This is a genomic window from Enterococcus sp. DIV1767 (genome assembly GCF_050542585.1).
GTDB classification, from domain to species: Bacteria; Bacillota; Bacilli; order Lactobacillales; family Enterococcaceae; genus Enterococcus_D; species Enterococcus_D innesii.
This window is the reverse complement of the sequence record NZ_CP172936.1, coordinates 1-13,890: the sequence shown is the minus strand read 5'-3', so window position 1 is coordinate 13,890 and position 13,890 is coordinate 1. Positions and strand designations below refer to the sequence as shown.

12 protein-coding genes are annotated in these 13,890 nt (G+C 43.8%); all 12 read right to left on the bottom strand.

Annotated features, from left to right (window positions below):
- Positions 1-171: 171 nt before the first annotated feature.
- The 12 genes from dnaB to dnaA all read right to left on the bottom strand — a co-directional run bounded on the left by dnaB (position 172) and on the right by dnaA (position 13,890).
- The gene (dnaB, locus tag IGI78_RS00060; RefSeq protein WP_005226374.1) at positions 172-1,542 is read right to left on the bottom strand and encodes a replicative DNA helicase; all 1,371 of its coding nucleotides are present in this window, start codon (positions 1,540-1,542) and stop codon (positions 172-174) included.
- A gap of 107 nt (positions 1,543-1,649) precedes the next feature.
- Positions 1,650-2,102, bottom strand: a complete 453-nt coding sequence (gene rplI, locus IGI78_RS00055; RefSeq protein WP_005226371.1) for a 50S ribosomal protein L9 — start codon at positions 2,100-2,102, stop codon at positions 1,650-1,652.
- A gap of 15 nt (positions 2,103-2,117) precedes the next feature.
- Positions 2,118-3,566 (bottom strand): DHH family phosphoesterase, encoded by a 1,449-nt coding sequence (locus tag IGI78_RS00050; RefSeq protein WP_244350793.1) that lies wholly within the window; start codon positions 3,564-3,566, stop codon positions 2,118-2,120.
- 240 nt (positions 3,567-3,806) lie between these two features.
- Entirely contained in the window at positions 3,807-4,043 is a 237-nt protein-coding gene (gene rpsR / locus IGI78_RS00045; RefSeq protein WP_005226367.1) for a 30S ribosomal protein S18, read from the bottom strand.
- Between the two features lie 23 nt (positions 4,044-4,066).
- Entirely contained in the window at positions 4,067-4,591 is a 525-nt protein-coding gene (gene ssb / locus IGI78_RS00040; RefSeq protein WP_005226365.1) for a single-stranded DNA-binding protein, read from the bottom strand.
- Positions 4,592-4,634: 43 nt separating this feature from the next.
- Positions 4,635-4,934, bottom strand: coding sequence for a 30S ribosomal protein S6 (gene rpsF, locus IGI78_RS00035; RefSeq protein WP_005226363.1), 300 nt, complete (start codon positions 4,932-4,934; stop codon positions 4,635-4,637).
- A gap of 263 nt (positions 4,935-5,197) precedes the next feature.
- Positions 5,198-7,723 (bottom strand): DNA gyrase subunit A, encoded by a 2,526-nt coding sequence (gene gyrA / locus IGI78_RS00030; RefSeq protein WP_195265659.1) that lies wholly within the window; start codon positions 7,721-7,723, stop codon positions 5,198-5,200.
- A gap of 23 nt (positions 7,724-7,746) precedes the next feature.
- A complete protein-coding gene (gyrB, locus tag IGI78_RS00025) occupies positions 7,747-9,696 on the bottom strand; it encodes a DNA topoisomerase (ATP-hydrolyzing) subunit B (RefSeq protein ID WP_005226359.1) in 1,950 nt (649 codons plus the stop codon).
- A gap of 5 nt (positions 9,697-9,701) precedes the next feature.
- Positions 9,702-10,814, bottom strand: a complete 1,113-nt coding sequence (recF, locus tag IGI78_RS00020) for a DNA replication/repair protein RecF (protein ID WP_005226357.1) — start codon at positions 10,812-10,814, stop codon at positions 9,702-9,704.
- A complete protein-coding gene (gene yaaA, locus IGI78_RS00015; protein ID WP_077453248.1) occupies positions 10,801-11,040 on the bottom strand; it encodes a S4 domain-containing protein YaaA in 240 nt (79 codons plus the stop codon). The genes recF and yaaA overlap by 14 nt, the downstream gene beginning before the upstream one ends.
- A 222-nt stretch (positions 11,041-11,262) precedes the next feature.
- Positions 11,263-12,393 (bottom strand): DNA polymerase III subunit beta, encoded by a 1,131-nt coding sequence (gene dnaN / locus IGI78_RS00010; protein ID WP_005226354.1) that lies wholly within the window; start codon positions 12,391-12,393, stop codon positions 11,263-11,265.
- A gap of 159 nt (positions 12,394-12,552) precedes the next feature.
- Complete coding sequence (gene dnaA, locus IGI78_RS00005; protein ID WP_077453250.1) at positions 12,553-13,890, bottom strand: chromosomal replication initiator protein DnaA; 1,338 nt, start codon at positions 13,888-13,890, stop codon at positions 12,553-12,555.

Here is a 13,890-nt window from a genome sequence, read left to right as displayed (position 1 = left end):
GAATAATCGTTTTAAATTCTCATTTTTCAGGGGTAAAAAACGAACTATTTTCTTTGGAATAATTATTTATACACGTAAAAACGAATAAAGTCGGCACATAAAAAAAGCCCTACTGCCATCAGCGCAATGCAGACGGCAGCAGGAGCCATTGTTTTTCAAATAATTGGTGTCTTACCCGAACTCTTCTCGCGGCGAGACCGAGGAGAACTTATTGTATTCTTTGATGAATAGAAGTTCGACGGTCCCTCGGGCACCACTCCGGTTTTTCTCGATAATGACTTCGATCACATTGTTGTTTTGTTGTTCTTCTGGTTCATCGTCATCGTCGCCTTCGCTGCGGTAGTAGTCATCTCGGTACAAGAAAGCAACGATATCGGCATCCTGCTCGATCGACCCTGATTCTCGGATATCACTTAAAACAGGACGCTTGTCTTGTCGTTGTTCCACACCCCGAGAAAGCTGAGACAGTGCAATCACCGGCACTTTCAATTCCTTCGCCAGTTTCTTTAATTGGCGAGAGATCTCAGAGACTTCTTGTTGGCGGTTTTCGCGACCCGTTCCTTCAATCAACTGCAAATAGTCGATCAAAATCAAGCCGAGATTGCCTTTTTCTTGCGCGAGTTTCCGACAACGTGCCCGGATCTCAGAGATCTTGATCCCGGGGGTATCATCGATATAGATATTGGCGTTAGAAAGACTGCCCATAGCAACGATCAAATTCCGCCACTCTTCTTCTGAGAGCTGCCCCGTCCGCAAGTGACTGGCCTCAATCGAGCCTTCCGCACAAAGCATCCGGTTGACCAATGATTCAGCCCCCATTTCCAGACTAAAGATCGCCACGGAACGATCGGTTTTCGTTCCGACATTTTGTGCGATATTCAAGGCAAATGCGGTTTTCCCTACCGCGGGACGGGCAGCCAGAATAATCAGCTCTTCTTTTTGCAGTCCCGCCGTCATTTTGTCTAAAGCTGCATAACCCGTAGGTAATCCGGTGATTTCTTCGTTGTTTTGCGCCAGCTGATCGATCGTTTCGATCGTCCGATTCAAGACTTCCGCTATCGATTGGAAGCCATTGCTATTGCGCTTTTCGGATACTTCTAAAATACTTTTTTCTGCTTGATCAATGATCGACTGCACATCTTCATCTTGTTCAAAGCCTTTGGTTACGATACGGCTCGCTGTTTGGATCAGATTGCGTAACGTAGCTTTGTCGTCAACGATCTTCGCATAATAAGCAATACTTGCTGCTGATGGTGAAGCTTGACTCAATTCAGTCAGATACGTCAGACCGCCAACATCTTCAAGACTATTGCTTTTTTCAATTTCTGCTTTCAACGTGATCAAGTCGATCGATTCACTACGGTCGTTCAACTGGATCATTGCTTGAAAAATTATTTGATGGCTGCGGCGATAAAAATCTTCTGGGGCGATTACTTCCATTGCATCGATGATCGCATCGGCATCTAAAAAGACTGCCCCTAGGACCGCTTGTTCCGCTTCAATATCTTGTGGGGGAACTTGATTTTGCCAAACTTCATTCATGCCATTCGCTCCTTCGTCCATTCATTCTACAAGATTCCCATCCAAAGTACAAGATTGCTTGGACGTTTGCCGAAAAAAACCCAACATATGACTGTTGGGAGTAATGCTTATTCTTGAATGGTATGAACATTGATCGTTGCTGTTACTTGTGGGTGCAATTTTACAGGTACTTGCGTGAAGCCTAATGCACGAATCGGCTGATCCAATTCGATTTTGCGTTTGTCGATCTTGATTTTGTATTGCTTGTTCAAGGCATCGGCAATTTGTTTTGATGGGATCGAACCAAACAAGCGGCCATCTTCCCCTGCTTTGGCATTGATCTTCACAACGGTTTCTTCTTTTTCAAGAAGCGCTTTTAGCTCTTTCGCTTCTGCTAAGACCTCGGCATCTTGTTTTTCTTTGGCTTTTTGTTTGCCTTTTAGTTCTGCCATGCTTTCATTGTTGGCAGGTTTGGCTAAGTTGTTTTTGATCAGGAAGTTTTGTGCGTAGCCATTAGGGACTTCCTTGATATCACCTTTTTTGCCTTTACCTTTGACATCTTGTAAGAAAATAACTTTCATCTTGGTCACTCCTTGTTATTGTTCATTTTTCGTTAATTCCGCTCGCAGCTGGTTTTCTACATCACTAATGCTGCTGTTTTTTATTTGCGTGGCTGCGTTGGTAAAATGTCCGCCGCCGCCTAATGCCTCCATCAAGGTTTGTACATTGACTTTACCGGTGCTTCTAGCACTGATACCGATCAAATCTCCAGGCTGTTTCGTAATGACAAACGCCGCATGGATCCCATTGATCGATAGCAGAGTATCGGCCGCTTTCGCAACGGTGACACTATCGTAGACCCGATCTTCATCCGCTGCAGCAATCACGATATCTTCTCGGAAATGCTGGCTGCGAGAAACCAGTTCACTGATCATCAAATAGGAATCGAGATCCGTACTCAACATGTATTGAACCAATGAGGTATCTGCGCCTTGATTTTTCAAATAGCCAGCAATATCAAAGGTCCGACCAGTGGTTCGCACCGTGAAGTTCTTCGTATCCACGTAGATGCCTGCTAATAAAGAAGTCGTAATAAATTTCGGGACTTGCGATCTGCGAGAAGCACGATACTGGATCAATTCTGCTACTAGTTCTGATGCCGAAGATGCGGAAGATTCAATATACGTCAATAAAGGCTTATCGGGAAACTCATCCCCGCGACGATGGTGATCGATCACTGCGATTTTGTCAAATTCATCATAGACCGCTTGCGAGATCGACATCGATGGCTTATGGTAATCTACCATCACTAAGACACTTTCTTCATTTGATAAATTAACTGCTTCTTCCCCAGTGATCACAAATCGTTCCAGCTCGGGGTATTTTTTCAATTCTTCCAATGCCCGCTGAATGTCGGCGGTGATCTCTTTCGGATTTAAAATGATGTAGCATTCTTTGTCGCTCATCATCGCCATGTAAGCCACCCCAAAAGCCGAACCTAAAGCATCCATGTCCGGGTAACGATGACCCATGATAAAGATCCGCTGGTTTTCAGCAAAAATCTTTCTCAACGCCGTACTCATGGCACGAGAACGAACACGCGTTCTCTTTGGTGTGCCGTCTGTATTGCCACCAAAGAATTGCGGTTTCGCTTCTTCTTTGGCTTCTTTTAAAACGACTTGATCGCCGCCGCGAACTAACGCAATGTCGAGATTGTTTTGTGCCACTTCCCCGATCTCTTCAAAAGACTCTTCCCCATAGGAGATTCCCATACTGATCGTTAATGCCAGATCATTTTTTTCCGCAACTTGCCGTACTCTAGTTAAAAATTGGAATTTTTCTTCCTTCATCCGCTCAATATCTGAATACTTCGCGACGAAAAGAAACCGCTCGGAATTGATTCGTTTGTAAAAAACATGATTCTCACTTGCCCAATCAGAAATCAATGTCGTGATCAGCGAGTTCAAATAAGAAACTTGTTTGTCGTCTTTTTTCTCAATCAAATCATCGTAATTATCAATTGAAATCAACCCAATTGCTGCCATCTTTTTTACCCCTCAATGTATCATCCCATTTTTTTGAAGCTTTGTTCCTTATTTTACCATAAAACAATCAAATAGGCGATTGATGCAAAAAAGTTCCACGTGAAACTTTTTTGGTGAAACAACCAGGAAAAAAATTTTGTCATTCGTTATTCTATCTACATATAAAATAACAAGTTTCTCTTCGATGGATAAAAAAATTGACAAGCTTCAAAAGAAACTTGTCAATGAAAATCATTCGATTTATTCTTCGCCTACGAATGGAAGTAATCCCATGATACGCGCACGTTTGATTGCAATGGTAAGTTTGCGTTGGTTTTTCGCACCAGTACCAGTTACACGACGTGGTAAGATTTTACCGCGTTCTGAAATGAAACGTTTTAGTAATTCAATATCTTTATAATCGATATGTTCAATATGGTTTGCAGCAATGTAGTCTACTTTACGACGTTTGCGTCCGCCTCTTCTTTGTTGTGCCATCCTATTTCCCTCCTATCAATTTCTTAGAATGGTAAATCATCGTCTGAAATGTCGATTGATGAGTTTCCGAATGGATCGGAGTTGTCTCGATCAAAATTAGGCATTCCTGATGGTTGAGAGGATTGAGTTTGATTTGAGTTATTGTTACCAAATCCAGAAGAACTGTTTGAGTTATACGTATTGTTACTGCCAGATCCGCTATCAGTTGTGCGTCTTTGCTCGGAAGCATTCCGCGACTCTAATAATTGGAAGTTGTCAGCAACGACTTCTGTTACATAAACACGTTGGCCTTGTTGGTTGTCGTATGAACGGGTTTGAATACGTCCAGTAACCCCTAATAAAGTTCCTTTGCGTGCATAGTTTGCTAATGTTTCCGCTGGTTTTCTCCAAATAACACAGTTGATGAAATCAGCTTCGCGCTCTCCACTTTGGTTGGTAAAATTGCGGTTTACCGCCAAGGTAAAGGTTGCGACACCAGTGCCATTAGAAGTGTAACGTAAATCAGGATCTTTGGTTAGTCTTCCTACTAGTACAACATTATTAATCAAAGTTCATCATCTCCTCATCGCTTTTGTTTCATGTGAAACAATATTATGCTTCTTCTTTGACAATCATGTGACGGATAATGTCATCATTGATTTTCGCAAGACGGTCAAACTCGTTGATTGCACTTGCAGTTGTTGAAGAAGAAACTTTAACGATGTGATAGATACCCTCACGGAATCCATCCATTTCATACGCTAGACGGCGTTTTTGCCAATCTTTTGATTCGATAACTTCAGCGCCGTTATCAGTTAAGATTGAGTCAAAACGAGCGATCAATGCGGCTTTTGCTTCTTCATCAATGTTTGGACGAATGATATATAAGATCTCATATTTCGTGTTTTCCATTGATTTTTCACCTCCCTGTGGACTTTGGCCCCTAGTTTTCTAGGAGCAGAGAGAGTGGTCTAATTAGACTACTCACAAATAATTATTATACACTTTTTTCGTCCCTACTGCAAGCTGTTTTTTGCGTCCCTGCAATCTATCCATCACCGCAAACAATCGCTTACACTGATAAATACGTCAGCTGCTACCGATTTTTTGAAAAAGAGTAAAAAGACAGCAAGCTGCAGGTTCGCAGGTTGCTGTCTTCCTAGAAAACGTATTGCTTATTCTTGTGTATCCGTGGTGTCTTCCGTGGTGTCTTCCACAACTGGCACGTCTTGTACCGCTGTTTCTTCGGCAGTCGCTAGTTCTTCTTCGACTTCCGGTTCAACCGTTGCCATCGTCACTACTTTGGCATTGTTTTCCATTTTCATCAAACGAACCCCTAAGGTTGCCCGACCAGTTTGGGAAACAGTCGCTACATTGAAACGAATCAAGACGCCTTTATCGGTGATCACCATGATGTCTTCCTCACCGCTGACCGTCGTCAAGCCGGCTAATGGACCGTTTTTCGCCGTAATGTTGGCTGTTTTGATCCCTTTTCCGCCACGACCTTTGATTGGGTATTCAGAGCCTTTGGTGCGTTTGCCATAACCGTTCTCAGTGATGACCAAGACTTCACTGTCTTCTGTGATCACCGCGGCACCTACGACATAGTCTCCGTCTCTGAGACGAATGCCTCGCACACCAGCAGCTGTCCGGCCCATATCCCGCACAAGGGCTTCTTTGAAGGTCACAGAGTAGCCATCGTGGGTTCCAATGATCACGACATCTTCGCCATGGGTTTCGATCACGTTGACCAACTCATCATTTTCCCGAAGACCGATCGCAATCAAACCATTGGCACGGATATTTGAAAAGGCCGTCACTGAGGTCCGTTTAACCACACCTAGACGCGTCGTGAAGAACAAGTAGCGTCCTTCTTGAGGCCCACCAGAAGCCGAAATGATCGCTTCGATCCGTTCGCTAGAATCGATCCCGAGCAGATTGATCACAGGGATCCCTTTGGCTGCCCGACCATACTCAGGAATTTCATAGCCTTTGGCTTTGTAAACTTTCCCTTTATTGGTGAAGAACAGTAATGTGTCATGAGTCGAACAAGAAACCAACGTCTTCACGAAGTCTTCATCGTGGATCCCCATTCCTTGAACGCCACGTCCGCCGCGGCGTTGAGCACGGAATTCAGATTTAGCTACTCGTTTGATGTACCCATTGTTCGTCAAGGTAATGACGATTTCTTCTTCTTCGATCAAATCTTCATCTTCAAGACTTAAGACTTCCCCAACCAATAACTCAGTCCGGCGATCATCGCCAAAGCGTTGCCCTAATTCCTGCAACTCCGTTTGGATGATCTCTAGGACCCGTTGTGGATTTGCTAGAATGTCTGTCAAATCAGCGATAAATTCTAACAAGCCTTGGTACTCGTTTTCGATCTTGTCGCGTTCCAAACCGGTCAAGCGACGCAAACGCATATCTAAAATCGCTTGCGCTTGGCGATCGGACAATTTGAAGCGCTCCATCATGCTATTTTTTGCTTCATCATCAGAATTTGATGCCCGGATCAAAGCAATGATCTCATCGATATGATCCAATGCGATCCGTAACCCTTCCAAGATGTGGGCACGAGCTTCTGCTTTGTTTTTATCAAACTGTGTTCGTCGAGTCACCACTTCTTGTTGGTGCTCGATATAGTTTTCTAAAATTCGTTTCAAGCTCAAAATCTTCGGCACGCCTTTTTCAATGGCTAACATATTAAAGCCAAAAGAAGATTGCAGTGCAGTCATTTTGTAGAGATTGTTTAAGATCACCGATGCACTGACGTCGCGACGAACGTCGATCACGATCCGCATGCCTTCACGAGATGATTCATCTCGCAGATCGGTGATTCCTTCGATCCGTTTGTCACGGTGCAACTCAGAGATCCGTTCGATCAATTTGGCTTTATTGACCATATATGGCAATTCAGTCACTAAGATCCGTTCTTTGCCGTTGGGCATTTCAGTCACTTCGACTTTCCCGCGAACAGTGATCGAACCTTTCCCTGTTTCATAAGCACGGCGAATACCGGATTTCCCCATCACGATCCCACCAGTTGGGAAATCTGGTCCTGGTAGGACTTCCATCAATTCACTCGTTGTGACTTCTGGATTTTCCATCAATAGATCGATGGCTGCAATAACTTCATTCAAGTTATGAGGCGGGATATTGGTCGCCATCCCAACAGCGATCCCCGTCGTCCCGTTGACCAAAAGGTTCGGGAAGCGTGCTGGTAATACCGCTGGTTCTCGTTCTGTATCATCATAATTGCTTTGGAAGTCAACGGTATCTTTGTTGATGTCCCGCAGCATCTCCATCGCCAGTTTACTCATGCGGGCTTCGGTATACCGCATCGCAGCGGCACCGTCACCATCGACTGAACCAAAGTTTCCGTGGCCATCGACTAGCATGTAGCGATAGCTAAAGGGCTGTGCCATCCGCACCATTGATTCATAGATCGCACTGTCACCATGGGGATGGTATTTCCCCATGACATCGCCGACGATCCGGGCTGATTTTTTATGGGGCTTGTCTGGTGTGACCCCTAATTCATTCATTCCATATAAAATTCGGCGGTGAACCGGCTTTAAGCCATCCCGCACATCTGGTAAAGCCCTAGCAACAATTACACTCATTGCATAATCGATAAAGGACTCGCGCATTTCACTGGTCAGATTGACGTCATGAATATTTTGTTTTGCTTCTTCACTCAAGCTGTTTCCTCCTCTACGATTGGCTAGATGTCAAGATTTTTCACGTAGTGCGCGTTTTCTTCGATAAAGGCCCGTCTTGGTTCGACGCGATCCCCCATCAGCATTTCAAAAATTTGATCGGCTTCTATGGCATCATCTACGCTGACCCGCAGCATCATCCGGTTTTCAGGATCCATCGTGGTTTCCCATAACTGGTGGTCATCCATTTCCCCTAGACCTTTGTAGCGTTGAACCGTTGGTTTTGGTGTCGCAGGTAGTGATTCAATCGTATTTTTCAAATCTTGTTCGGCATTCTTGCCGGGTTGGATATAGTGGATATTTTTCCCTTGTTTGACACCGTACAATGGCGGTTGTGCGATATAGACATAACCAGCTTCAACGATTGGACGCATATAACGATAGAACAGCGTCAAAAGTAGGGTCCGGATATGGGCACCATCGACATCGGCATCGGTCATGATAACTAGCTTGTGGTAACGGGCTTTTGCTACATCAAAATCAGCACCAAACCCAGTTCCCATGGCTGTAAACAATGAACGGATCTCTTCGTTTGCTAAGATTTTGTCCATGCTGGCTTTTTCGACATTTAAAATCTTCCCGCGGATCGGTAAGATCGCTTGGAATTCGCGACTGCGGCCTTGTTTTGCTGAACCGCCGGCAGAATCTCCTTCGACGATAAACAATTCGCATTTTTCTGGATCATTACTGGAACAGTCGGCTAATTTCCCAGGTAAGTTACTGATTTCTAACGCACCTTTTCGGCGAGTCATTTCCCGGGCACGTTTGGCTGCTTGACGGGCTTTTGATGCCAAAAGTCCTTTTTCCACGACTTGACGACCCACATTCGGGTTTTCCATCAAGAATTTCGTGAAATGTTCCGAAAAGAGACGATCGGTGACTGTCCGCACTTCGGAGTTTCCTAATTTGGTTTTCGTTTGTCCCTCAAACTGAGGATCTGGATGCTTGATGGAGATAACCGCCGTCAACCCTTCCCGAACATCTTCTCCGGTTAGGTTTTCGTCGTTTTCTTTCATCAATTTTGACTTGCGGGCGTAATCATTGATCACCCGGGTCAAGGCAGTCTTAAACCCGAATTCATGGGTTCCGCCTTCATAGGTATGGATATTATTGGCAAAACTTAGCAGATTGCTGTGGTAGCTATCGGTATATTGCATGGAAACTTCAACCGTGATTCCTTGTTGCTCTCCTTCTAAATAGATCGGATCTGGGAAAATCACTGTTTTACTCGCATTCAAATGCTCCACATAGCTCTTGATCCCGCCGTCGTAATGATATTCTTTCAAGACGGGTTTTTCTTCCCGTTTGTCTTCGATCGAGATTTTTAAACCTCGGTTCAAGAAGGCTAATTCCCGAACCCGCGTCGCTAATTTGTCAAAATTGAATACAGTTGTTTCCGTAAAGATCTCTGGATCTGGAACAAAGTGGACGGTCGTTCCGTGGCGGTCGGTTTCATCGATCACTTTTAAGTCATCAACGACTGCCCCACGATGGTATTCTTGATAATACACTTTACCTTCCTTGTAGACTTTTACATCTAAAGTCGTGGATAGCGCATTAACGACGGAGGAACCTACCCCGTGCAGTCCACCAGATACTTTGTAGCCGCCGCCGCCGAATTTCCCGCCGGCATGCAGGATCGTAAAGACGGTTTCTACCGCTGGACGACCTGTCTTGGCTTGGATATCAACGGGGATCCCCCGACCGTCATCGACGACCGTAATACTATTATCTGGTTCAATGATCACTTGAATACTTGAGGCAAAGCCTGCTAGTGCTTCATCGATCGAGTTATCGACGATTTCCCATACTAAGTGGTGCAAACCTTCTGAACTGGTAGAACCAATGTACATCCCAGGTCGTTTGCGGACGGCTTCTAGCCCTTCCAGCACTTGGATCTGACTGGCATCATAGGCTTTCGCACGTTCAACTAAGCTTTTTTCTTCTTCTGTCATTCAGTCTATTCTCCTTTAATATGTCCTTGCTCTACATAAAAAATCTCTGCTTCCACAGACATTTTGTCTTTCACATGTTCTAATGTCGTCGTTGTCAGAAAGGTCTGAACTTTTCCTTCAATGGTTTCCAATAAATGCAGTTGTCGGGAATCATCCAGCTCACTCATGACGTCATCTAATAAAAGGACGGGATATTCTCCCGTTTCTTCTTTCATCAAATCAATTTCTGCCAATTTAACACTTAAGGCCGTCGTTCGCTGCTGTCCTTGCGAGCCAAAGGTCTGAACATTTTTCTCATTGATCAAAAAATCCAGATCGTCTCGATGGGGACCTGCCAGCGTGACTTGCCGAAATCGTTCACGGTCTTTGACTTGTGCCAAGGCTTTGACAAATTGCTGTTGGATCTCCTCCAGCGTACTCGCCTCACCAGGCACATTCGATAAGTAGTCGATCTGCAAGGTTTCTTTTCCTTGGCTGATCTTTTGGTGCAGCTGATTTGCCCAATACGCCAAGCGCTGAACAAACCGTTGTCTGGCTAAAATGATTTTACTGCCGAAAGCCACCAGCTGTTCCGTCAAAACATCTAAATAGATCTCATCGGTCTGTTTTTTTTCATTCAGCTGTTTTAAGTATTGATTGCGCTGTTTCAAAACGGATTGGTATTGAACGAGATCATAGAGATAGATTGGATCGATCTGCCCAATTTCCATATCGAGAAATTTGCGGCGGACTTGGGGACTTCCTTTTACAAGGGAGAGGTCTTCTGGAGCAAATAAAATGACATTCAACTGCCCTATGTAACTACTGAGCTTTTTTTGCTCAATGTGGTTTACTTTCGTTTTTCGTCCTTTTTTTGACAAAAACAGTTCTAACGGGATCGTTGAGCGTCCCCGACTGACACTGCCAGAGATCCGCGCACCTTCTGTGTCCCAGCGGATAAGTTCTTGCTCGCTGGAGGTGCGGTGGCTTTTGGTCATCGCCAATACATAGATGCTTTCTAAAATATTGGTTTTTCCTTGCGCGTTTTCGCCTAAAAAAATGACCAGACCTTTCTCAAAAGTCAGTGTCAGCGAATCATAGTTCCGATAATTGCTTAAATGCAACTCATTCAGCCGCATCAGCGTCTTCCTTCTTCACCATAAAAAAAGTACCTTCATCAGGTAGCTCAATACGCATTCCCGCATACAATTTGCGCCCTCGTCGATTTTCCGGCTCGCCGTCGACAAAAACGGTGTGCTCTGCAAGGTACCATTTCGCTTGGCCGCCGCTGCTGATCACACTGACTTCTTTGAGCATTTGTCCAAGTGTCATATATTCCGTTTCTAACGGTATTTGCATTTTCATAATTCCCCTCAATTCTATCAAAGAGCGTTTAGCTCTATTATACTCTTTTTTTGCCAAGAAAACAAATTCATCGGCATATTTTTCATTCTCAGAAGACTTACTGCTTTTAGACAAAAAAGAAGCCAAAATAGAAAAAAGGGCTTAAAAACGATTTTAAGCCCTTTTAACTCATTTATTCATTTTCAGATGATTGTTTCAACTTTTTTCAAAAGACATGAAAAACTAGTTGGTGCGTACCGGTGTGATCAGCTGAATAAAGCTGCCTTTGCTCTCTGTTGGCTCCAACGTAAAGGGCCGGATCGCTGAGATAAAGCGGATCACGATGCTAGTGTCACCAAATGCTCGTAGTGCAGCTTTCATATAGTCAGGATTAAAAGAGATCTCTAATGGGTCGCCGGTCACTTTTTCAAAAGAAAGGTCTTCTTCCACTTTCCCGATTTCTGGTGAGTTTCCATATAAGACAACGGCTTCCTCGGAGATCGCCAAACGAACGATGTTGTTACGGCCTTCATGAGAAAGCAATGACGCCCGTTCGATAGCTTGTAACAATTCTGGCACAGAAAATTCAATTTCAGTATTGAAGCTTGAAGGGATCAGACGATTGGTATCTGGGTAAGTTCCTTCCAATAAACGAGAATAGAATTTCATAGTTTTCGTTTGGAACAACACTTGGTTATCCATAATGCTGATTTGGATCGCTTCTTCCTCATCCGTTAAGGAACGAGAAAGTTCCGTTAAGCTTTTGCCGGGAATCACGATATTGAAGGCTGTTTCCCCGCTTTCCAAGGGAATCACCCGTTGGCTCAGACGGTGTGAGTCCGTCGCAACAGCTAATAATTTTTGATTTTCTAAGACAAAGTGGACCCCAGTCAAGATCGGACGGCTTTCGTGTTGCGAAACCGCAAAGACTGTTTCACTAACGACCTTATTCAATACGTGCGCTGGAATCTCGATCGAATCTTGACTTTCGACAACTGGTAAATGTGGATAACTATCGGCATCTAAGCCGTTGACGGTAAAGTTGGCTTTTCCAGAAGTGATCGCTACTTGATTATTGTCTAAAACTTCTAACGTTAAGGTACTTTCAGGCAAACGACGAACGATTTCACTAAAGAAACGTGCTTGTAAAACGATCGCTCCTGTTTTTTCGATTTGCATTTGCGCTTTTTCGTTTTCCACACTTAAAAAAGTTTCAATGGAAATATCGGCATTGCTCCCAGTCATGGTCAATCCTTTTTCTGAAAGGGACAATTTTACCCCAGTTAAGATCGGGATGGTGGTTTTGGTTGAAATTGCCCGTTGGACAGTTTGTAATTCTTGCATGAACTCTGTTCGGTTTAAAGTTAGCTTCATAGCGATACTCCTTTAATTTATAGTTATTAAATAAAAGTAATAGTAGTAATAGGCTTGTTAGTAATGTGGATAACTCGAGAAAAGAGTGATTAGACTAACGAAAACGCCTGTGAATAACTTGTGGACAACTTTTTTGGTTTTTTATTTATTATCCACAGATCAGCTGAAGAGGATTTGTTTGATTTCAGCGATCTCATTTTTGATCGTAGGATCTGTTTCGACTAAATGCTGAATTTTTTCATGGGCATGAATGACCGTGGTATGGTCTTTGCCGCCAAATTCGCCGCCGATTTTTGGTAAAGAACTATCGGTCAATTCTCGAGAGAGATACATCGCGATCTGCCGTGGCACGACGATGCCTTTGACCCGTTTTTTCCCTTTTAGATCATTGACATGAATATGATAGTATTTTGCGACTTCTTCTTGGATCTGCAAAATCGAAACTTGGGTCGAGCCATGGCTTGATTTCAAGGCTTTGATGGCTTCAGCTGCCAAGCTGGTTGTAATGTCTGAGTTTTGCATCGTAGCAAAAGCTTGTACCCGGACGAGTGCTCCTTCAAGTTCCCGGATATTCGAATCGATCTGTCCAGCAATATAACTTAAGGTATCGTCGGGGATCTCCAAGCGTTCGGCTTCGGCTTTTTTCCGTAAAATCGCGGTCCGCGTCTCTAGATCCGGCGGGGTGATGTCAACGGACAAGCCCCAAGCAAAACGAGAAACCAAACGTTCCGGCAAAGTTGGGATCTCATTTGGCAAACGATCACTTGTCAAGACGATCTGTTTATTATTGCGATACAGCTCCTCGAAGGTATTAAAGAATTCTTCTTGGGTTCCTTCTTTATTGACTAAGAATTGAATATCATCCACCAACAAAAGATCAACATTGCGGTATTCGTTTCGAAAATCTTCCATTTTGTTCTTTTGAATAGAAGTAATGAAATCATTGGTGAAATTTTCACTACTAACATACTTGATTTTGGCATTGGGACGTTTCAGCAACATTTGATGACCGATCGCATGCATCAAGTGGGTTTTCCCTAAACCAACGCCACCATAGAAGAACAGCGGATTATAAATAGACCCAGGATCTTCAGCAACAACTAAAGCAGCAGCATGGGCCATTTGATTGCCTTTCCCGATGACAAAGGTATCAAATGTGTATTTTTCATTTAAAATCGATTTCGGCGGCTGCTCGTTTTCTTCTGCAGTTGTTTTAATAGTAGATGGGGCTGTTTTTAAAGCTTCTGCTTCTTCGACAGTCACAAAACTAGGAATCAATTCTTCACCAGTTTTCATAAATCCCATTTCAACAATTTTGGCAGCTAGATTTTTTTCCCAATAAGATTTATGAAGATCGCTGGGTACTTCGATCAGCAGCTGATTTTTTTCAAACGACAAGACATTGGCAGTCTCGATCCAAGCGCTATAACTGGCCGGATTCAGCTCTTCTTTAAAGGATCGTTGAAGATCTTGCCAAATAGAATCAGCAGATGGCAT

What these genes read in the sequence shown, in the direction of transcription:
- dnaB (WP_005226374.1), bottom strand. Translation starts at nt 1,542, where the DNA reads ATGAATGAAGTTTGGCAAAATCAAGTTCCCCCACAAGATATTGAAGCG.
- rplI (WP_005226371.1), bottom strand. Translation starts at nt 2,102, where the DNA reads ATGAAAGTTATTTTCTTACAAGATGTCAAAGGTAAAGGCAAAAAAGGT.
- IGI78_RS00050 (WP_244350793.1), bottom strand. Translation starts at nt 3,566, where the DNA reads ATGGCAGCAATTGGGTTGATTTCAATTGATAATTACGATGATTTGATT.
- rpsR (WP_005226367.1), bottom strand. Translation starts at nt 4,043, where the DNA reads ATGGCACAACAAAGAAGAGGCGGACGCAAACGTCGTAAAGTAGACTAC.
- rpsF (WP_005226363.1), bottom strand. Translation starts at nt 4,934, where the DNA reads ATGGAAAACACGAAATATGAGATCTTATATATCATTCGTCCAAACATT.
- gyrB (WP_005226359.1), bottom strand. Translation starts at nt 9,696, where the DNA reads ATGACAGAAGAAGAAAAAAGCTTAGTTGAACGTGCGAAAGCCTATGAT.
- recF (WP_005226357.1), bottom strand. Translation starts at nt 10,814, where the DNA reads ATGCGGCTGAATGAGTTGCATTTAAGCAATTATCGGAACTATGATTCG.
- yaaA (WP_077453248.1), bottom strand. Translation starts at nt 11,040, where the DNA reads ATGAAAATGCAAATACCGTTAGAAACGGAATATATGACACTTGGACAA.
- dnaN (WP_005226354.1), bottom strand. Translation starts at nt 12,393, where the DNA reads ATGAAGCTAACTTTAAACCGAACAGAGTTCATGCAAGAATTACAAACT.
- dnaA (WP_077453250.1), bottom strand. Translation starts at nt 13,890, where the DNA reads ATGCCATCTGCTGATTCTATTTGGCAAGATCTTCAACGATCCTTTAAA.